The organism is Amycolatopsis sp. NPDC051716, from assembly GCF_040681595.1.
Classification (GTDB): Bacteria; Actinomycetota; Actinomycetes; order Mycobacteriales; family Pseudonocardiaceae; genus Amycolatopsis.
Window position 1 is genome coordinate 38,517 of record NZ_JBFAZA010000046.1, and the last position, 16,900, is coordinate 55,416.

General features: G+C 72.7%; 21 protein-coding genes. 14 read left to right on the forward strand and 7 right to left on the reverse strand.

Annotation, left to right across the window (positions count from 1 at the left end; all coding sequences use genetic code 11):
* Window positions 1-165 precede the first annotated feature (165 nt).
* From AB0M30_RS41465 to AB0M30_RS41480, 4 genes are all read right to left on the reverse strand, one after another.
* Entirely contained in the window at window positions 166-981 is an 816-nt protein-coding gene (locus tag AB0M30_RS41465; protein WP_364596302.1) for a serine hydrolase domain-containing protein, read from the reverse strand.
* Between the two features lie 228 nt (window positions 982-1,209).
* Window positions 1,210-1,476 (reverse strand): HPr family phosphocarrier protein, encoded by a 267-nt coding sequence (locus AB0M30_RS41470; RefSeq protein WP_013224593.1) that lies wholly within the window; start codon window positions 1,474-1,476, stop codon window positions 1,210-1,212.
* Window positions 1,477-1,514: 38 nt separating this feature from the next.
* Window positions 1,515-2,747, reverse strand: a complete 1,233-nt coding sequence (locus AB0M30_RS41475) for a PTS transporter subunit EIIC (RefSeq protein ID WP_364596305.1) — start codon at window positions 2,745-2,747, stop codon at window positions 1,515-1,517.
* Window positions 2,744-3,532, reverse strand: coding sequence for a GntR family transcriptional regulator (locus AB0M30_RS41480; protein WP_103336002.1), 789 nt, complete (start codon window positions 3,530-3,532; stop codon window positions 2,744-2,746). The genes AB0M30_RS41475 and AB0M30_RS41480 overlap by 4 nt, the downstream gene beginning before the upstream one ends.
* A gap of 242 nt (window positions 3,533-3,774) precedes the next feature.
* Between AB0M30_RS41480 and AB0M30_RS41485 the strand changes: the two genes are divergently transcribed.
* Both AB0M30_RS41485 and AB0M30_RS41490 read left to right on the forward strand, forming a co-directional pair.
* The gene (locus AB0M30_RS41485) at window positions 3,775-4,014 is read left to right on the forward strand and encodes a PTS glucose/sucrose transporter subunit IIB (protein WP_199191094.1); all 240 of its coding nucleotides are present in this window, start codon (window positions 3,775-3,777) and stop codon (window positions 4,012-4,014) included.
* Complete coding sequence (locus AB0M30_RS41490; RefSeq protein WP_360183499.1) at window positions 4,011-4,466, forward strand: PTS glucose transporter subunit IIA; 456 nt, start codon at window positions 4,011-4,013, stop codon at window positions 4,464-4,466. The genes AB0M30_RS41485 and AB0M30_RS41490 overlap by 4 nt, the downstream gene beginning before the upstream one ends.
* A gap of 130 nt (window positions 4,467-4,596) precedes the next feature.
* On the opposite strand, the gene AB0M30_RS41495 is transcribed toward AB0M30_RS41490, so the two are convergent.
* Window positions 4,597-5,034: a Rieske (2Fe-2S) protein gene (locus AB0M30_RS41495; protein ID WP_360183497.1), complete on the reverse strand. Its 438-nt coding sequence runs from the start codon at window positions 5,032-5,034 to the stop codon at window positions 4,597-4,599.
* 105 nt (window positions 5,035-5,139) lie between these two features.
* Here AB0M30_RS41495 and AB0M30_RS41500 point away from each other — a divergent pair, with 105 nt between their 5' ends.
* From AB0M30_RS41500 to AB0M30_RS41540, 9 genes are all read left to right on the forward strand, one after another.
* Window positions 5,140-5,508 (forward strand): hypothetical protein, encoded by a 369-nt coding sequence (locus AB0M30_RS41500; protein WP_360183495.1) that lies wholly within the window; start codon window positions 5,140-5,142, stop codon window positions 5,506-5,508.
* A 4-nt stretch (window positions 5,509-5,512) separates the two neighbouring features.
* A complete protein-coding gene (locus AB0M30_RS41505) occupies window positions 5,513-6,025 on the forward strand; it encodes a sigma-70 family RNA polymerase sigma factor (RefSeq protein ID WP_360183493.1) in 513 nt (170 codons plus the stop codon).
* Complete coding sequence (locus tag AB0M30_RS41510; RefSeq protein WP_364596312.1) at window positions 6,022-6,672, forward strand: zf-HC2 domain-containing protein; 651 nt, start codon at window positions 6,022-6,024, stop codon at window positions 6,670-6,672. Before AB0M30_RS41505 ends, AB0M30_RS41510 begins: the two co-directional genes overlap by 4 nt.
* Window positions 6,673-7,029: 357 nt before the next feature.
* Window positions 7,030-8,217, forward strand: a complete 1,188-nt coding sequence (gene aroC / locus AB0M30_RS41515) for a chorismate synthase (protein ID WP_364596315.1) — start codon at window positions 7,030-7,032, stop codon at window positions 8,215-8,217.
* Entirely contained in the window at window positions 8,214-8,738 is a 525-nt protein-coding gene (locus tag AB0M30_RS41520; RefSeq protein WP_360183487.1) for a shikimate kinase, read from the forward strand. The genes aroC and AB0M30_RS41520 overlap by 4 nt, the downstream gene beginning before the upstream one ends.
* Before the next feature lie 23 nt (window positions 8,739-8,761).
* Window positions 8,762-9,871, forward strand: coding sequence for a 3-dehydroquinate synthase (aroB, locus tag AB0M30_RS41525; RefSeq protein ID WP_364596374.1), 1,110 nt, complete (start codon window positions 8,762-8,764; stop codon window positions 9,869-9,871).
* Window positions 9,868-10,299 carry a type II 3-dehydroquinate dehydratase gene (gene aroQ / locus AB0M30_RS41530; RefSeq protein WP_364596318.1) on the forward strand — a complete coding sequence of 144 codons (432 nt, stop codon included), beginning with the start codon at window positions 9,868-9,870 and terminating at the stop codon, window positions 10,297-10,299. The genes aroB and aroQ overlap by 4 nt, the downstream gene beginning before the upstream one ends.
* Window positions 10,296-11,204: a GNAT family N-acetyltransferase gene (locus AB0M30_RS41535; protein WP_364596321.1), complete on the forward strand. Its 909-nt coding sequence runs from the start codon at window positions 10,296-10,298 to the stop codon at window positions 11,202-11,204. The genes aroQ and AB0M30_RS41535 overlap by 4 nt, the downstream gene beginning before the upstream one ends.
* Window positions 11,205-11,657: 453 nt before the next feature.
* Window positions 11,658-13,139 (forward strand): beta-xylosidase, encoded by a 1,482-nt coding sequence (locus tag AB0M30_RS41540; RefSeq protein ID WP_364596376.1) that lies wholly within the window; start codon window positions 11,658-11,660, stop codon window positions 13,137-13,139.
* 322 nt (window positions 13,140-13,461) lie between these two features.
* Here the strand turns inward: AB0M30_RS41540 and AB0M30_RS41545 are convergent, their stop codons facing one another.
* Window positions 13,462-13,947 (reverse strand): B-4DMT family transporter, encoded by a 486-nt coding sequence (locus tag AB0M30_RS41545; RefSeq protein WP_364596324.1) that lies wholly within the window; start codon window positions 13,945-13,947, stop codon window positions 13,462-13,464.
* Window positions 13,948-14,015: 68 nt separating this feature from the next.
* Here AB0M30_RS41545 and AB0M30_RS41550 point away from each other — a divergent pair, with 68 nt between their 5' ends.
* From AB0M30_RS41550 to nusB, 3 genes are read left to right on the forward strand one after another with little or no spacing between them, the layout of a single operon-like run.
* Window positions 14,016-15,104 carry a Xaa-Pro peptidase family protein gene (locus AB0M30_RS41550; RefSeq protein WP_364596326.1) on the forward strand — a complete coding sequence of 363 codons (1,089 nt, stop codon included), beginning with the start codon at window positions 14,016-14,018 and terminating at the stop codon, window positions 15,102-15,104.
* Window positions 15,105-15,149: 45 nt separating this feature from the next.
* Entirely contained in the window at window positions 15,150-15,713 is a 564-nt protein-coding gene (gene efp / locus AB0M30_RS41555) for an elongation factor P (protein ID WP_360183477.1), read from the forward strand.
* Complete coding sequence (gene nusB / locus AB0M30_RS41560) at window positions 15,713-16,168, forward strand: transcription antitermination factor NusB (RefSeq protein ID WP_285989999.1); 456 nt, start codon at window positions 15,713-15,715, stop codon at window positions 16,166-16,168. The genes efp and nusB overlap by 1 nt, the downstream gene beginning before the upstream one ends.
* Before the next feature lie 122 nt (window positions 16,169-16,290).
* Here nusB and AB0M30_RS41565 read toward each other — a convergent pair whose 3' ends face one another.
* Window positions 16,291-16,779, reverse strand: a complete 489-nt coding sequence (locus AB0M30_RS41565) for a helix-turn-helix domain-containing protein (RefSeq protein WP_003096372.1) — start codon at window positions 16,777-16,779, stop codon at window positions 16,291-16,293.
* Between the last annotated feature and the right edge of the window lie 121 nt (window positions 16,780-16,900).

Consider the following 16,900-nt stretch of genomic DNA (forward strand, 5'->3'; position numbering starts at 1 on the left):
GGTGTAGTGCGGCCAGGCTTCGGTGGCCCAGGGGCCGAAGGCGCGGTCGGTCAGTGCGATGCAGGCCGCGCGGGCGTCCGGGTCGGTCCAGAGGAATGTGCCCGATTGGCCGAAGTGGCCGAACGTCCGCGGTGAGCAGCAGGAGGGTGGCGTGGAGGACCCGCTTCACGCGCCGAGTTCCGCCAGGACGGCGTCGGTGTAGTGCGGCCAGGCTTCGGTGGCCCAGGGGCCGAAGGCGCGGTCGGTCAGTGCGATGCAGGCCGCGCGGGCGTCCGGGTCGGTCCAGAGGAACGTGCCCGATTGGCCGAAGTGGCCGAACGTCCGCGGTGAGCTGTGCGCGCCGGTCCAGTGCGGGCTCTTGTGGTCGCGGATCTCGAAGCCGAGGCCCCAGTCGTTGGGCTTCTGGTGGCCGAAGCCGGGCAGCACGCCGGAAAGCCCGGGGAACACGACGTTCGTCGCCTCGGTGACGGTCGCCGGGTCCAGCAGCTTCGGGGCCTGCAGCTCGGCGGCGAAGGCGGCCAGGTCGTCCACAGTGGACACCGCGCCGGAGGCGGGCGAGCCCTCCAGCACGGTCGAAGTCATGCCGAGCGGGGCGAACAGCGCCTCGGCCTGGTACTGCGCGAAGGGGATGCCGGAGTGCTCGGCCAGCGCATCGGCCAGCTGCTCGAACCCGGCGTTGGAGTAGAGCCGCCGCGTGCCCGGCGGGGCCATCGCCTTGTGCGCGTCGAAGGCCAGCCCGGAGGTGTGCGCGAGCAGGTGCCGTACGGTCGATCCCTCGGGCCCGGCCGGGGTGTCGAGCTCCACGACGCCTTCCTCGACCGCGATGAGCGCGGCGTAGGCGGTCAGCGGCTTGGAGACCGAGGCCAGCCGGAACTTGCGCGCGGTGTCGCCGTGGCTGCCCACGACGCTCCCGTCCGCCGCCACCACGGCCGTCGCGGCGTTGTCCACCGGCCATTCGTCGATCAGGCGCACGCTCTCCATGGGGCCAGCCTACGAAACGCCGCGCCGCGCCGGTCTCCCGCCCGGGAACTCGCCGGCACCCCGGCGCCGCCGGGTTCGGCGTTCGCGCCGGTCATCCTGGCCGTCGACCACGGTTCCCGGGTGGACCAGGTGCGGCGCACTCCGCCAGCAGTGCTGCTGTGAACGCCGCGAAGGCCCCCGCACCGGCTGTCGGGGAGCCGGTACGGGGGCCTTCGCGGGGGGTGTGACTCAGGCGTCCAGGTCGGTGGCGACCAGCTGGGCGACCGCTTCCACGGCCTCCTCGGCGCCCTCGCCCTCGGCGCTGATGACGACCTCGTCGCCGTAACCGGCGGCCAGCGTCATCAGGTTGAGCACGCTGCCGGCGGCCACCGGGCTTCCGCCGGCCTTGGCGATCTGCACCGCGACGGGCTGCGCCGCGGCCGCCTTCGCCACCAGCGCGGCCGGCCGGGCGTGCAGCCCCACCTTGCTGGCCACGGCGACGCGTTTCTCCGGCATGTTCGTCCTCTCCCTACTGGGGTACGTCGGTACGGATCTTACTTCGCGGCTGTCCGCTCGAGGTCCGACTCGATCGAGTCGTCCTCGCGGCCCGGGGTGCGCAGGTTCCACTTCGTGATGACGATCCGGAACACGAGGTAGTAGATCACCGCGAACACGAGCCCGATCGGGATGAGCAGCCACGCCTTGTGCGCGGTGTCCAGGCTCGAGTTGAGCGCGAAGTCGATCGCACCGCCGGAGAACGAGAACCCGAGCTTGATGCCCAGGGCGTTCACCAGCGCCAGCGACAGGCCGGTCATGATCGCGTGGAAGATGTACAGCGGCCAGGCCACGAACATGAACGAGAACTCGATCGGTTCGGTGACACCGGTGATGAACGAGGTCAGCGCGGCCGCGATCATCACACCGCCGACGACCTTCTTCTGCGCCGGGCGGGCGGTCTGCCAGATCGCCAGCGCCGCCGCCGGCAGGGCGAACATGAAGATCGGGAAGAACCCGGTCATGAAGGAGCCCGAGCCCTGCACGTGGTTGAAGAAGTTGGTCAGGTCGCCGCCGCCGAAGATGAACCACACCGGGACGTTCAGGAGCTGGTGCAGACCGACCGGGATGAGCAGGCGGTTCAGCAGGCCGTAGATCCCGCCGCCGACCACCGGGGAGCCGACGACGACCTCGCCGATGTTGTGGATGCCCGCGTCGACCCACTTGAAGACGATGCCGAAGACGACACCCAGGATGATCATCGCGAACGCGGTGATGATCGGCACGAACCGGCGGCCGCCGAAGAACGCCAGCCAGGCGGGGAGCTTGATCCGGTAGAAGCGCTGCCACAGCAGCGCCGCGACGATGCCGGAGATGATGCCGGTCAGGACGCTGTAGGGCCAGTGGATGGGAGCGAGGTCCCAGCCGGGCTTGTAGCCCTCCTGGCTCTTGATCGGCGCGATGGCCTGGATGACCTTGTTGAACACGACCCAGCCGACGGCCGCGGCGACCGCCGTGGAGCCGTCGCCCTTGCGGGCGAAGCCGACCGCGATACCGATCGCGAACAGCAGCGGGAGCCAGTCGAACAGGCCACCGCCTGCCGCGCCGACTACGTCGGCGACCTTGTCCCAGCCCAGCCCGTCCGCACCGAGGACGTCGGGCTGGCCCAGCCTGCTGAGCAGGCCGGCCGCAGGCAGCGTGGCGATGGGGAGCATGAGGCTGCGGCCGAAGCGCTGAAGGCCGGCGAGGCCTCCGCCGGTCTTCTTCGCCCCCTCCGCGGTGGTGGAGCTCATCTGGATCCTCCATAGTGGGGTGGTTGACCGGGTTCCGGGGTGTTCCGGTCCAACTGCATGGTCACCTGGTAGTGATCTCCCCGGTACCAGGACGTGATGTCTTCGATCGGGTCGCCGTTGGCGCTGGAGACCCGCCGGAACACGAGCAGGGGACTGCCGGCACGCATGCCGAGCAGCCGGGCCGTCTCGCGGTCCGCGCCTTCGGCCCAGACCGTCTGCCACGCCTGGTCGGGACGCACACCGTACGTCTCGGCCAGTTGCGAGTAAATGGACTGGGTCAGGTCGAGCCCGAGCAGGCCGGGAGCCCGGCCCGCGTGGTACCAGCCGCGCTCGACGGCCAGGGGCACGCCGTCGGCGTGGCGCAGCCGCACCAGGTGGTGCGCGGACGCGCCCTCGGTCAGGCCGAGGGCGTGTGCCGAGGCGGTGGGCGGTACCTCGGTGGCCGCCGAGACCACCTCGGTCGTCGGGGTCAGCCCCCGCCTCCGCATGTCGTCGGTGAACGACATCAGGTAGAGCTGCAGCTCCATCCGCCGGGCCGCGGTGAACGTGCCCTTGCCGCGGACCCGGGCGAGCAGCCCCTCCTCGACCAGCTTGCCGATCGCCGACCGGACCGTGAGCCGCGACACGCCGTAGCGCTGGGCCAGCTCGCGTTCCGACGGGATCGGCGCGCCCGGCGGGAGCTCGCGCTCCACCGTGCGGCGGAGGATTTCCCGCAGCTGGGCGTGCTTGGGCGTGGGCCCGTTGACGACCCGGTCGGGTGGCGGGACGTGCGCGGCCGCGCTCATCGGCGTCACCCTCCTCGTTCTCGTTCCACCGGGGACCGGTGCTCGCATCCGGCCCCGAACATTGGTACGTTCCGGTCTAGACCAATGATCTGATGGGGCAGGATGCTCCGCCGCGCGGACGGGTGTCAACCACCGTTATCCGTTCGTGGCCCGCGGCGGGGTGCATGCGGGCGAACGGCGTAGTACAGGTGGACACGCGGTTCGCGTCAGGTTGGGAACAAACAGTGATCAAGGAGACCGCGATGGCGGATGACAGGCCCGAAAAGATCCTCGCCGCACTCGGCGGCAAGGAGAATCTCACCGAGATCGAGGGCTGCATCACGCGGCTGCGCTGCGAGGTCGAGGACATGAGCCTCGTCGACGAGGGCGCGCTGAAGAAGGCCGGCGCCATGGGCGTGGTCAAGATGGGGTCGGCGGCCCTGCAGGTGATCGTCGGGCCGGAGGCGGACACCATCGCCAGCGACATCGAGGACCTGCTGTGACGTTCGACATCCTCAGCCCGGTCGCGGGCCGGGTGGTGCCGATCACCGAGGTCCCGGACCCGGTGTTCGCGCAGGCCATGGTGGGTCCGGGCCTCGCGGTGCAGCCCGCGGGCGGCCGGTCGGACGCGGTCGCCCCGGTCGACGGCACGGTGGCGACGCTGCACCCGCACGCCTACGTCATCGCGACCGAGGGCGGCCAGGCCGTGCTGGTCCACCTGGGCATCGACACGGTCAAGGAAAAGGGCGAAGGCTTCACGCTGCACGTCGTCAAGGGCGAGCAGGTGCGGGCCGGTCAGCCGATCGTCAGCTGGGACCCGGAGGCGGTGACCGCGGCGGGCTACTCGGCGATCGTCCCGGTCGTCGCGCTGGACGCCTCGGCGGAGGTTTTGTCCGGTTTGGACACCGAGCGCGAGGTCGCCGCCGGCGACCGGCTGTTCGCCTGGGACGCCTGAGTTCTCAGTGTCACGCGGTGACAACCGGGGCTTCGCCCCGGGCCGGGGGCTTCGCCACCCGGACCCCCGGAAAGCACGCGAACGGGCCCTTGTGGATCATCCACAAGGGCCCGTTCGCGCGTCCGGCTCGTCAGCCGGTGACGACCTTCCCGTTCTCGACCTTGACCGGCACCGACGGCAGCGGCTTGTTCGCCGGGCCCTGCTTGACCTCGCCGGTGAGCGCGTTGAACACCGAACCGTGGCACGGGCAGACCAGGTCGGCGCCCTTCGGCGTGACGGTGCAGCCCTGGTGCGTGCACACGGCGCTGAACGCGGCGCAGGCCGACTCGGACGTGCGGGCCACGATCACGTCGGACCCGTCCGGGGCCTTCGCCGCCTTCGCCTGCCCGACGGGGACTTCGGCGAGCGCGACCAGCGGCGTCCCGGCGGCGATCGGCGCCTGCGCGGTGCCCGATTTGCCGTTCGATTCCGACGAGCAGGCGGTGAGGGCGACGGCGCCGACGGCGGCACCGGCGACGGCGGCACCGGTGGACAGGACGGTGCGGCGGGAGTGCAGTTCGGCTGTCATGACCTAAAGAACGAGAGCGCCACCCGTTCGGTTCAATTCCCGGTGAACCGGATCGCCCCCTGTTCCGTGTATGTACCGGAGTGGGTGTGGAGTGGAGGAACGATCATGGTGAGTTGGGTTCTACGCATCGTCGTGGCGGCCGCGCTGCTCGGCTCGGCGGGCGTGCACTACTTCTTGTGGACGCAGGGTTATTCGGGCATCACCGGCACGCTGTTCCTGCTCGACGCGATCGCCGGGCTGGTGCTCGCGATCGCCGTCCTGGCCTGGCGGCACTGGCTGCCGGCGCTGGGCGCGGCCGGGTTCGGGGCGCTGACGCTCGGCGCGTACGTGCTGGCCGCCACCGTCGGGTTCATGGGCAACCACGACCAGTTCAACAGCCAGCCGGAGTACTGGGGCGTCATCACCGAGGCGGTCTGCATCGTGGGCGGTCTGGCGCTGCTGTTCGTGAAGGACCGGCGCCGGGTCGCGGCCTGAGTTCGTGGGCGAGGTCGCCGAAGAGGCGCTCATGCGGGCGCTGCACGAAGAGCACGCGACCGCGCTGTGGTCCTACGCGCTGCACCTGACCTCCGGTGACCGGATCCGGGCCGAGGACGTCGTCCAGGAGACGCTGCTGCGGGCCTGGCGGTCGCCGGCGGTGCTGGACCAGTCGCAGGGGTCGGCGCGGGCGTGGCTGTTCACGGTCGCCCGGCGGATCGCGATCGACGGCTGGCGGTCGGCGTCGGCCCGGTCGGAGGTGATGACCGACCGGCCGCCGGACCGCGTGGTCGCCGACGGCACCGACCGCGCGGTGCAGGGCTGGCTGGTCGCCGAGGCGCTGGCCGAGCTGTCGGAACGGCACCGCGAGGTGCTGCTGCTGTGCTACTTCCAGGGGTATTCGGTCGCCGACGCGGCACTGAAGCTGGGGGTGGCCGAAGGGACCGTCAAGTCGCGCACGCACTACGCGTTGCGCGCACTCCGCCTGGTGCTCGAGGAGAGGGGAGTGACCCAGTGAGCGAAGACCCCTTCGCGACGTTCGACGCCGCCTACGTGCTGGGGGCGCTCGCCCCGGAGGACCGGCAGCGCTTCGAGGAGCACCTGCGTTCGTGCGACCGATGCGCGGCTTCGGTGCGCGAGCTGGCGGGCCTGCCCGGGCTGCTGGCCAGGGTCGACTCCCCGACGACCGTCCCGGACGCCGGCCCACCCCCGCCGGACCTGCTGCCGGCGGTGCTCCGCCGCGTCCGGCGCGGCCGCCGGATCCGGTTCGCGGTGACGACGGCGTCGGCGGCGGTCGCGGTGGCGGCCTGCGTCGCACTGGGCGTGGTGGTGGCCTGGCCGGCTTCGGCTCCGCCCGCGGTGCCGCCGCCGGTCGCGATGACGGCGCTGGGCCAGTTCCCGGTCCGCGCGGACGCCCGCCTGGCGGCGTTCGACTGGGGGACGCAGGTCGACATGTCGTGCAGCTACACGGGCACCCGCAGCGGCGGCGACTACCTCCTCGTGGCGGTCTCCCGCTCCGGGACGGAGACGCAGCTGGCGACCTGGAAGGCGGTCCCGGACGACACGGCCCGCATCGTGATCGGCACGGCCGTGCGGCGACCCGACCTGGCGGCACTGGAGATCCGCTTGACGAGCGGCCTCCCCCTGCTCCGGCTGACGTTGTGAGACCGGTGGCTCATCCGGGCCGCAGGGGGTCCCGGATGAGCCACCCACCTCACCTCACCCCGAGTCGACCCCCCAATCACGCGAGTCGACCCTCCAATCACGCGAGTCGACCGCCCAATCACGCGAGCCGACCCTCCAGGTACGCCGGCCGACCGTCCGGGTATGCGATCCGACCGCCCAGGCACGCCGGCCGACCGTCTGGGTGCGCGAGCCGACCCTCTGGGTACGCCAACCGACCCTCTGGGTACGCCTACCGACCCTCCGGGTACGCGACGCCGGCCGCCCCGGCCCTTCCGCCTCGACGAGTGACCGGAGGCATGTCCCGGCCCGCGCCGCGCCCGTGACAGGATTGAGCCCATGTTGCGCTGGATCACCGCAGGTGAATCGCACGGACCCGCGCTGGCGGCCGTGCTCGAAGGCATGCCCGCCGGGGTTGCCGTCACCACCGCCGACGTCACCGAGCAGCTGGCCCGGCGGCGCCTCGGCTTCGGCCGCAGCCCGCGGATGGGCTTCGAGACCGACCACATCGAGTTCCTCGGCGGCGTCCGCCACGGCCTCACCCAGGGCGGCCCGGTCGCGGTGCAGATCGAGAACGCCGAGTGGCCCAAGTGGGAGCAGGTCATGGCGGCCGACCCGGTCGACCCGCAGGTCCTCGAAGGCCTCGCGCGCAACGAACCGCTCACCCGGCCCCGCCCCGGCCACGCGGACCTGCCCGGCATGCAGAAGTACGGCTTCGAGGAGGCCCGTCCCGTCCTGGAGCGCGCGAGCGCCCGGGAGACGGCGTCGCGGACCGCGCTCGGCACCGTCGCCCGCAACTTCCTGAAGCAGCTGCTGGACGTCGAGATCCTCAGCCACGTCGTCTCGATCGGCGGCGCGGACGCGCCCGAGGGCCCGCTGCCCGTCGCCGCCGACCTGGCCGCCATCGACGAGAGCCCGGTGCGCGCCTTCAGCCAGGAAGGCACCGACGCGATGGTCGCCGAGGTGGACGCCGTGCGGAAGGCCGGCGACACCGTCGGCGGCGTGATCGAGGTCCTCGCCTACGGCCTCCCGCCGGGCCTCGGCTCGCACGTGCACTGGGACCGCCGGCTCGACGCGCGGCTGGCCGGCGCCCTGATGGGTGTCCAGGCGATGAAAGGCGTCGAGGTCGGCGACGGCTTCACCACCGCACGCCGCTGGGGCAGCCAGGCGCACGACGAGATCGACCGCGGCTCCGGCCCGGTCGGCGTCACCCGCCGGTCCAACCGCGCGGGCGGCCTGGAAGGCGGCATCACCAACGGCGAGCCGCTGCGCGTCCGGGTGGCCATGAAGCCGATCTCGACCGTCCCCAAAGCACTGTCCACAGTAGACGTCAAGACCGGTGAGCCCGCGGTGGCGATCCACCAGCGGTCCGACGTCTGCGCGGTGCCCCGCGCCGGGGTCGTGCTGGAGTCGGTGGTGGCGCTCGTCCTCGCCGACGCCGCGCTCGAGAAGTTCGGCGGCGACTCGCTCGCCGAGAGCAAGCGCAACGCCGAGGCGTACCTCAAGGCCCTCGAGGAGCGGTGGTGAGTCCCCGCGCGGTGATCGTCGGGCCGCCCGGTTCGGGCAAGAGCACGGTCGGCCCGCTGCTGGCGGCCGCGCTCGGCGTCGCGTTCCGGGACAGTGACGACGACATCGTCGCGCGCGCCGGGCGCAGCGTCTCCGACATCTTCGCCGAAGACGGGGAACCGGCTTTCCGCGCGCTGGAAGAGGAAGCGGTCGCCACCGCGCTGGCGGAGCACGACGGCGTGCTCTCCCTCGGCGGCGGCGCGCCGCTCACCCCCGGTACCCGGGCCCGGCTGGCCCGGCACACCGTCGTGTTCCTCAGCGTCGGCCTCGCCGCCGGCGTGCAGCGCACCGGTCTTTCGAGTGCGCGGCCGCTGCTGGCCGGGGTGAACCCCCGCGCCACCTTCAAGAAACTGCTCGACGAGCGGGTGCCCGTCTACCGCGAGGTCGCCACCGTCGAGATCGTCACCGACGACCGGACGCCGTCCGAGATCGTCGCGCACCTCGTGGCGGAGCTCGCCGCGCCCGCCGAAGCCAAGGAGTGAGGAACCCCGTGTCTGATCCGGCGCTGTCCGATCCGGTGCGCATCCCGGTCGCCACCGCCCAGCCCTACGACGTCGTGGTCGGGCGCGGCCTGCTCGGCGACCTCACCGAGCACCTGGCCGATGCCTCGAAGATCGCGCTGATCCACCCGCCGACGCTGACCGCCACGGCCGAGGCCATCCGCGACGAGCTGAACGCGGCGGGCCTCGACGCCCACCGCGTCGAGATCCCGGACGCCGAGGACGGCAAGGCGCTGACCGTCGCGGGCTTCTGCTGGGAGGTGCTCGGCCGGATGGGGCTGGACCGCCGCGGCGCCGTGGTCGGCCTCGGCGGTGGTGCGGTCACCGACCTCGCCGGGTTCGTCGCGGGCACGTGGATGCGCGGGGTCCGGCTGGTCAACGTGCCGACGACGCTGCTCGGCATGGTCGACGCCTCGGTCGGCGGCAAGACCGGCATCAACACCGAGGCCGGCAAGAACCTCGTCGGGGTGTTCCACGAGCCGAGCGCGGTGTTTGTCGACCTCGCCACGCTGGAGACGCTTCCGCCGAACGAGCTCGTCGCCGGGATGGCCGAGGTCGTCAAGGCCGGCTTCATCGCCGACCCGCGGATCCTCGAGCTGATCGAGGCCGACCCGGCCGCGGCGCTCGACCCGGCCGGCGACGTCCTGGCCGAGCTGGTCCGCCGGTCGATCCGGGTCAAGGCCGACGTCGTGGCCGCCGACCTGCGCGAGTCCGACCTGCGCGAGATCCTCAACTACGGCCACACCCTCGGCCACGCCATCGAGCGCCGCGAGCGGTACCGGTGGCGCCACGGTGCCGCGGTCAGCGTCGGGCTGGTCTTCGCCGCCGAGCTGGCGCGGCTGGCCGGGCGGCTCGACGACGCCACGGCCGAGCGCCACGCGGCCGTGCTGAAGCTGCTCGGCCTGCCGACGACCTACGACGCCGACGCGTTGCCGCAGCTGCTGCAGACCATGAAGGGCGACAAGAAGTCGCGCTCCGGCGCGCTGCGGTTCGTCGTCCTCGACGCCCTCGGCAAGCCCGGGCGGCTCGAAGGCCCGGACCCGGCGCTGCTCGCGGCCGCCTACTCGGCGATCGCGGCGGAGCCGGCCGGCAGCGGCGGGAGCGTGCTGCTGTGAAGGCGTTCGTGTTCAACGGCCCCAACCTCGGCCGGCTCGGCAAGCGCGAGCCGTCGGTCTACGGCTCGACGACGCACGACGACCTCGCGGCGCTGTGCGTCAAGACCGGGGACGAGCTGGGGATCGAGGTCGAGGTCCGGCAGACCGACCACGAGGGCGAGCTGGTCGGCTGGCTGCACGAGGCCGCCGACGGCGGGCATCCGGTGGTGCTCAACGCCGGCGCGTGGACGCACTACTCGATCGCGGTCCGCGACGCCGCGGCGCAGCTGAGCGCGCCGCTGATCGAGCTGCACATCTCCAACGTGCACAAGCGGGAAGCGTTCCGGCACCACAGCGTGCTTTCGGACATCGCGACGGCCGTGATCGCGGGCCTCGGCGTGGACGGCTACCCGCTCGCCCTGCGCTGGCTCGCCACCCACGCGGGATGACCCTGCTGGCGACGCCGCGGCTGACGCTGCGGCCGCTGACCGAGGCCGACCGCGAAGCCGTCGTGAAGGTGTTCGCCGACCCGGAGATGAGCCGGTTCTTCGCGGTGGACTTCTCGGACCCGGCCACGGCGAACGCGATGGTGGATCGCCGGCTGGCCTACCGCGGCCCGGCCGGCCAGGGCCACTGGGTGATCGAGCGCGACGGCGCGGTGATCGGCGTCGCGCATCTGCGCCCGTCTGGGGAGCTGCCGGGCGAGGTGCCCGAGCTGGGCTACTACGTCGCGAGCGCGCACGCGGGGCAGGGCCTGGCCACCGAGGCCGCCCGCGCGCTGCTCGACCACGGCCTCGGCACGCTCGGGCTCCCGGCGGTGTGGGCGCTGGTCCACGAGCGGAACGCGGCGAGCCGGAAAGTGGCCGGGCGCCTGGGTTTCCTCGACGTCGGCAGCGGCGTCCACTACGGCGACCTGCACCGCGTGCTGGTGGCGCTGCCGGCCGTGCACGGGCGGCCGCACCACATCGAGCTGTGGGTGCCCGACCTCGCCGAAGCCGAGCGCAGCTGGGGCTGGCTGCTCGGCGAGCTGGGCTGGCGCGAGTTCCAGCGCTGGCCGGCGGGGGTCAGCTGGCGGCTCGGCGGAACGTACCTGGTGGCCGAGGCATCGCCGGCGCTGAGCGCGGCGGAGCACGAGCGCACCCGGCCGGGCTTGAACCACCTGGCCCTGCACGTGGCCACCCGGGCAAAGGTCGACGACCTGGCGGCCCGCGCGACGGCCCACGGCTGGCGGCCGCTGTTCGCGGACCGGTACCCGCACGCGGGCGGGCCTGCTCACTATGCCGCGTACCTGGAGAACGATGCCGGGTTCGAGGTCGAGCTGGTTGCGACGGACGGGCCACCGGCGGGCGTGTGATCGCGCTCGAAGGGTTGGCGGGTGGAGGGGGTTGCCCGCCGGGTGTGTGACCGCGCTCGAGGGGAGGCGGGTCAAGGGCCGCCCGCCGGGGGTGGCCGCGCTTGAGAGGGTTGGCGGCCGCGGGGCTTCCGCGGGCGTGTGGCCGCGCTCAAGGGGGTTAGCGGCCGAGGGGCTACCCGTGGGTGCGTGATCGCTTAGAGGTTGGCTGTCGGAGGGCCTCTCGCCGTCGCGTGACCGAGCTCCGTGAGGGGGCAGCCCGGCGGCCGGGGCGATCGTGGGCGAAGGCCCCGGCCGCCGGACCGTGCGGCGCCCGCCTCGGGACATAGCCCGACCAGCGTCCCCACGATCGGAGGACCGCCGGACAGGTGCACTACCGCTCGGACGGGTGGTGTCTCGCTACACTCCGATGTCGTGCACCCGTTTCGTCGTCGGGGTCGGCGACCCGCTCGTGCCCTGTTCGCCAGTGTCCTGGCGGGGCTGCTGCTCGCGGGCTGCACCGAGGGGTACGCCCAGCCGCAGGCGGCCGGGGAACAGCCGGCGATCGCGGGCGGGAAGGCCGCCTCGTCGCCGCGGCCCACCGACGTCGACCTTCCTTCGGGTGACCCCCGGCAGAGTGGTGGGGTCATCGCCGCCGGTGGGGCCGATGCCGTCTACAACTACGGACCGTCCGTGATGCTCGACCGGGGGCAGACCCGGATGTGGTGGTGCAGCCAGTACGGCGGTGCCGGGCCGGCCGGGGACGACATCCTCTACGCCCGGGCGCCGTCCTTCGACGGGCCGTTCACCGGACCGGACGGCGGGATCCCGGCCGCCGTGTTCTCCGGGGCGCCCGGGCAGTTCGACGGCATGCACACCTGCGATCCGTCCGTGCTGCGCGTCGGCTCGACCTACTACCTGTACTACACCGGCGCCGCCGGGGACCACGCGCTCGGCAACTCGATCGGGCTCGCGACCAGCCCCGACGGGATCCACTGGACCCGCGCGGCCGGCGGGCGGCCGATCCTCGGGCCGTCGCACGACGTGCACCGCGCGAACGTCTACGGCGCGGGCCAGCCGTCGGCGGTCTACCTCGACGGCTGGTTCTACCTGATGTTCACCGACACCACCGGCCGCGCCACGGGCGGCAACGGCGCCGGGCAGTTCCTGCTCCGCTCCCGCGACCCGGCGTTCGGGTCGGGTGTGCAGGCCTTGGACGTCGGCGGGTTCGTGCCGGTGGCCTCGACGTCGGCGCCGCGGGCCCGGTCGATCGTCGACGGGTTCAGCGCGGACCTGATGTGGGTGGGCGCGCTCGCCGCGTTCGTCGTCGCGCACGAGACCGACGGCGGGACGGCGCTGACGTTCTGGACCGCGGACTTCAGCGAGCACCCGTACCGGTCCGTGCTGGTGCCCGGGCCGTGGCAGGAAGGGCCGGGCCTGGTGCGGCGCGCGGACGGGCACGCGCCGCTGTCGTCGGCCGACCCGTGCGACCGGGTGCCGTTCGACCTGGTGCGCGCGACCTCGCTGGGCGGGGCCGCCGCCCCGACCGACCTGCGGCACTTCGGGATCGACCTGCTGGGCAGCCGGGCCTGCGAGAACCCCGGCCGGGTGGCCGCGACGTTCGACGGCGTGACGGCGCCTTCGCCGGAGCGGACGATGGACCTGGTCCGGGCGGGACAGCGGGTCCGCATCGACCGGCGCGGGGTCGCCGCGGCCCTGGCCGGCGAACTGCTGGAGAAGGCGCCGCCGGCGATGGCGGCCCTGCCGGTGGCGGCCCGGCTGCGCGCGGGGGCCGAGGCGGTCCAGGCGCCCGGCCGCGGATTCGCGCTGGTCCTCGACGACCACCGGCTGTGGCGGATCTCGGACCCGGTGGTCGCGGCGGCCAACGACTCGACGGCGCGCCCGGTGACCGACGCGCAGTGGGACGGCTATCGGGCGGGTCCGGCGCTGACCGGTTGACGCGGACCCGGTGGCCGCGGCCGGCTGTGGGCGGGGCGCTGCTCGGGTGTTGGGGGAGGCTGCCGGCTATCGGCGAGACGTCGCGCGCACGCGGATCCGGTGACCGCGGCCGGCCGTCGGCCAAGCGTCGCCTGGGTGTGGTGGAAGGCCGGCGGCTTGTCGGCGAGGCGCCGCCTTGGTGTGGCGGGAAGCCGCTGGCTATCGGCGAGGCGCCGCTCGGTGTGGGGGAGGCCGCCGGGTATCGGCGAAGCGCCGCCCTGGAGTGGCGAGAAGCCGCTGGCCGTCGGTGAAGCGCCGCCCGGGTGTGGCGGGAGGCCGCGGGCTATCCGCGCGGCTCCCGGCTGGGCGGCCGAACCCGCCGAGGCCGCGGAGAAGGCACTTCCCGCGCCTCCTCGCCCGACTCCGGCTCCGGCTCCGGCGACCGCCCGATCCGCCCGCCCACGAACAGCCCCAGCCCGGCCGGGATCAGCACCAGCAGCGCCGAGAACGCCGCCCCGCCCGTCAGGGCGCCGCCCAGCTCGGACACGCCCGTCTGGTCCACGAACACCGCTCGGCCGATCACGTACAGGATTCCCGCGACCGGTCCCGCGATCAGCGCGGAGATGAACCACACGCGCCCGCGGTCCGGCAGGCCGCGCCACGCGTCCAGCGCGCTCCACAGCGCCGCCGCCCCGACCAGGACCGCCAGCGCCAAGGACACCGGGAGCGTCTGGTCCGTCGGGTGGTACACGGCGTACTTGGCCAGCACCGTCAGGGCGACGCCGTGCAGCACCGCCATCACCAGTCCGCGAATCACCCAGGCGCTCATCCTGCGGAGTCTAGGCGGCCTACTGGCGAGTCGCTTCCCCCGGGAAGCGCGCGCACTAGGGTGGACGGGTGCCTGAAACCCATGGACGTCGCCGGGCGGCGCTGCGCGGGCTCCTGACCGGAGCCGGTGTCGACGCGCTGCTGGTCACCGATCTGCTGAACATCCGTTACCTGACCGGGTTCACCGGCTCGAACGCCGCCGTTCTGCTGCACGCCGGCGGCGACGGCGAGACGCTCTTCTGCACCGACGGCCGCTACACCACCCAGTCGGCCGCCGAGGTGCCCGATCTCGAGACCGTCGTCGACCGGGCCAGTGCCGCGGCCCTCGTGGCGCGGGCCGCCGGGGACACCAAGACCTACGGGCGGCTCGGGTTCGAGAGCCAGCACGTCAGCGTCGAGACCTACGAAGCGCTCCGGGAGCGGGTGCCCCTGAAACGGACGCCCGGCCTCGTCGAGCAGCTGCGCGAAGTCAAGGACGAAGCCGAGATCGAAGCGCTGCGCCAAGCGTGCGCCGCCGCCGACCGGGCGCTGGACGACCTGGTCGCCGCCGGAGGGCTGCGGCCGGGGCGGACCGAGCTGGAAATCGCCCGTGACCTGGAGAACCGGATGCTGGAGCACGGCTCTTCGGCCCCCAGTTTCGCCTCCATCGTCGCCGCCGGGGCGCACTCCGCCATCCCGCACCACCAGCCGACGCACGCCGAGCTCGAGCGCGGCGACTTCGTCAAGCTGGACTTCGGCGCCACCGTCGACGGCTACCACTCCGACATGACCCGTACCTTCGTCCTCGGCGAACCCGCGGACTGGCAGCGGGAGGTCTACGACCTCGTGCACGCCGCCCAGGCGGCCGGGGTCGCCGCCGTCGCGCCGGGCGCCGATGTGTCCCATGTGGACGCCGCGGCCCGGGACCTGATCAAGGACGCCGGGCACGGAGAGCGCTTCGCGCACGGCCTCGGGCACGGCGTCGGCCTGCAGATCCACGAGGCGCCCAGCTTCGCCGCGACGGGCGTCGGTACACTGGCCGCCGGTATGGCGGTCACCGTCGAGCCCGGCGTGTACCTGGCGGGGCGCGGTGGCGTGCGCATCGAGGACACGCTCGTCGTGCGGGCTGGGGAGCCCGAACTCCTCACCCTGAGCACCAAGAACCTCGTGGTCGTCTGACAGCGGCCTCGAACCCGAAGATTCGACACAGGAGACTGCAAGCTCGTGGCCACGACCAACGACCTGAAGAACGGGCTCGTCCTCAACCTCGAGGGCCAGCTGTGGACCGTCACCGCGTTCCAGCACGTCAAGCCGGGCAAGGGCGGTGCCTTCGTGCGCACGACGCTCAAGCACGTGCTGACCGGCAAGGTGGTCGACAAGACGTTCAACGCGGGCACGAAGGTCGAGACGGCCACGGTGGACCGCCGGAACATGACCTACCTGTACAAGGACGGCCAGGACTTCGTGTTCATGGACGGTGACACCTACGACCAGATCACCGTGCTGGCCTCGGTCGTCGGCGACAACGCCAACTACATGCTCGAGAACACCGAGGTCCAGGTCGCGGTGCACGAGAACGAGGCGCTCTACATCGAGCTCCCGACCTCGGTCGAGATCGTCATCCAGCACACCGACCCGGGCCTGCAGGGCGACCGCTCCACCGGCGGCACCAAGCCGGCGACGCTGGAGACCGGCGCGGAGATCCAGGTCCCGCTGTTCCTGTCCACCGGCGAGAAGATCAAGGTCGACACCCGCGACGGCCGTTACCTGGGCCGCGTCTCCAGCTGATGCCGACGTCGAAACCCCACCCGAACCGCGGCGGCGCGATCAGCCGCCGGCAGGCCCGCCGCCGCGCGGTGGAGATGCTGTACGAGGCCGTGCAGCGCGACACCGACGCGGTGACGCTGCTGGCCGACCGGGTCGGCGCGACCGAGGTCGACCCGATCGCGGACTACACGATCAGCCTGGTCGAAGGCGTGACCGGCCGGAAGGCCCAGATCGACGAGCTGCTGGCCGAGCACGCGCAGGGCTGGACCCTGGACCGGATGCCGAAGGTCGACCTCGCGGTGCTGCGGGTCGGGGTCTACGAGCTGCTCTGGGCCGAGGACGTGCCGGACCCGGTCGCGATCGACGAGGCCGTCGGCCTGGCGAAGGAACTGTCCACGGACGACTCGCCGCGGTTCGTCAACGGCGTCCTTGGCCGGATCGGCACGATCGCCGACCGCCTGCGCGCCGTTCTGTAACGCCCCCCGGTCAGGTGACCGCGGGGCAGGCTCGCCCCCGAACGAGCCCCCCGACGATTCAGTGAGCGTCTCCGGTGCCCCACCGGGGGACGCTCACTGCGTCGGCACCGCACACGAGGAGATCAGTCCTCCTTGGAAGGACGCGCCTCCGGCGGCAGCACGCCCCAGTCGATGAGCTGCTCGGTCAGCTCGCCCGGGGTCATGTCGTAGATGATCGCCAGGGACCGCAGGTCCTCGGTGCGGATCGAGAGCACCTTGCCGTTGTAGTCGCCGCGCTGGCTCTGGATCGTCGCCGCGTAGCGCGCCAGCGGGCCCACCTTCTCGGCCGGCAGCTGCTGCAGGCGCTCGAGGTTGATCACGATCTTCGTGGCGGGCTCGGCACCGGAGGGGACCCGGCCCTCGGGCAGCAGCTCGACCACCGGCACGCCGTAGAAGTCGGCCAGCTCGGCCAGCTTCTGGACGGTGACGGCGCGGTCGCCACGCTCGTACGAGCCGACGACGACGGCCTTCCAGCGCCCACCGGACTTCTGCTCGACCCCGTGCAGGGACAGGCCCTGCTGCTGGCGGATCCCGCGGAGCTTGGCCCCGAGCGCCTTGGCGTAATCGCCCATCTGGTCGTTCTCCGTTCTTCACCCCCTCCCGGTCGGGGTGACCGGGCCGGGGGACTCGCTGAGTCGAATACTCAGAGTAATGGTTACGCATTGTTGTCACCAGGTCAAGCAGAAGCTTGCC

What these genes read in the sequence shown, in the direction of transcription:
- AB0M30_RS41475 (WP_364596305.1), bottom strand. Translation starts at nt 2,747, where the DNA reads ATGAGCTCCACCACCGCGGAGGGGGCGAAGAAGACCGGCGGAGGCCTC.
- AB0M30_RS41495 (WP_360183497.1), bottom strand. Translation starts at nt 5,034, where the DNA reads ATGACAGCCGAACTGCACTCCCGCCGCACCGTCCTGTCCACCGGTGCC.
- AB0M30_RS41480 (WP_103336002.1), bottom strand. Translation starts at nt 3,532, where the DNA reads ATGAGCGCGGCCGCGCACGTCCCGCCACCCGACCGGGTCGTCAACGGG.
- AB0M30_RS41565 (WP_003096372.1), bottom strand. Translation starts at nt 16,779, where the DNA reads ATGGGCGATTACGCCAAGGCGCTCGGGGCCAAGCTCCGCGGGATCCGC.
- AB0M30_RS41470 (WP_013224593.1), bottom strand. Translation starts at nt 1,476, where the DNA reads ATGCCGGAGAAACGCGTCGCCGTGGCCAGCAAGGTGGGGCTGCACGCC.
- aroC (WP_364596315.1), top strand. Translation starts at nt 7,030, where the DNA reads ATGTTGCGCTGGATCACCGCAGGTGAATCGCACGGACCCGCGCTGGCG.
- AB0M30_RS41485 (WP_199191094.1), top strand. Translation starts at nt 3,775, where the DNA reads ATGGCGGATGACAGGCCCGAAAAGATCCTCGCCGCACTCGGCGGCAAG.
- AB0M30_RS41535 (WP_364596321.1), top strand. Translation starts at nt 10,296, where the DNA reads ATGACCCTGCTGGCGACGCCGCGGCTGACGCTGCGGCCGCTGACCGAG.
- nusB (WP_285989999.1), top strand. Translation starts at nt 15,713, where the DNA reads ATGCCGACGTCGAAACCCCACCCGAACCGCGGCGGCGCGATCAGCCGC.
- AB0M30_RS41545 (WP_364596324.1), bottom strand. Translation starts at nt 13,947, where the DNA reads ATGAGCGCCTGGGTGATTCGCGGACTGGTGATGGCGGTGCTGCACGGC.
- AB0M30_RS41500 (WP_360183495.1), top strand. Translation starts at nt 5,140, where the DNA reads ATGGTGAGTTGGGTTCTACGCATCGTCGTGGCGGCCGCGCTGCTCGGC.
- AB0M30_RS41465 (WP_364596302.1), bottom strand. Translation starts at nt 981, where the DNA reads ATGGAGAGCGTGCGCCTGATCGACGAATGGCCGGTGGACAACGCCGCG.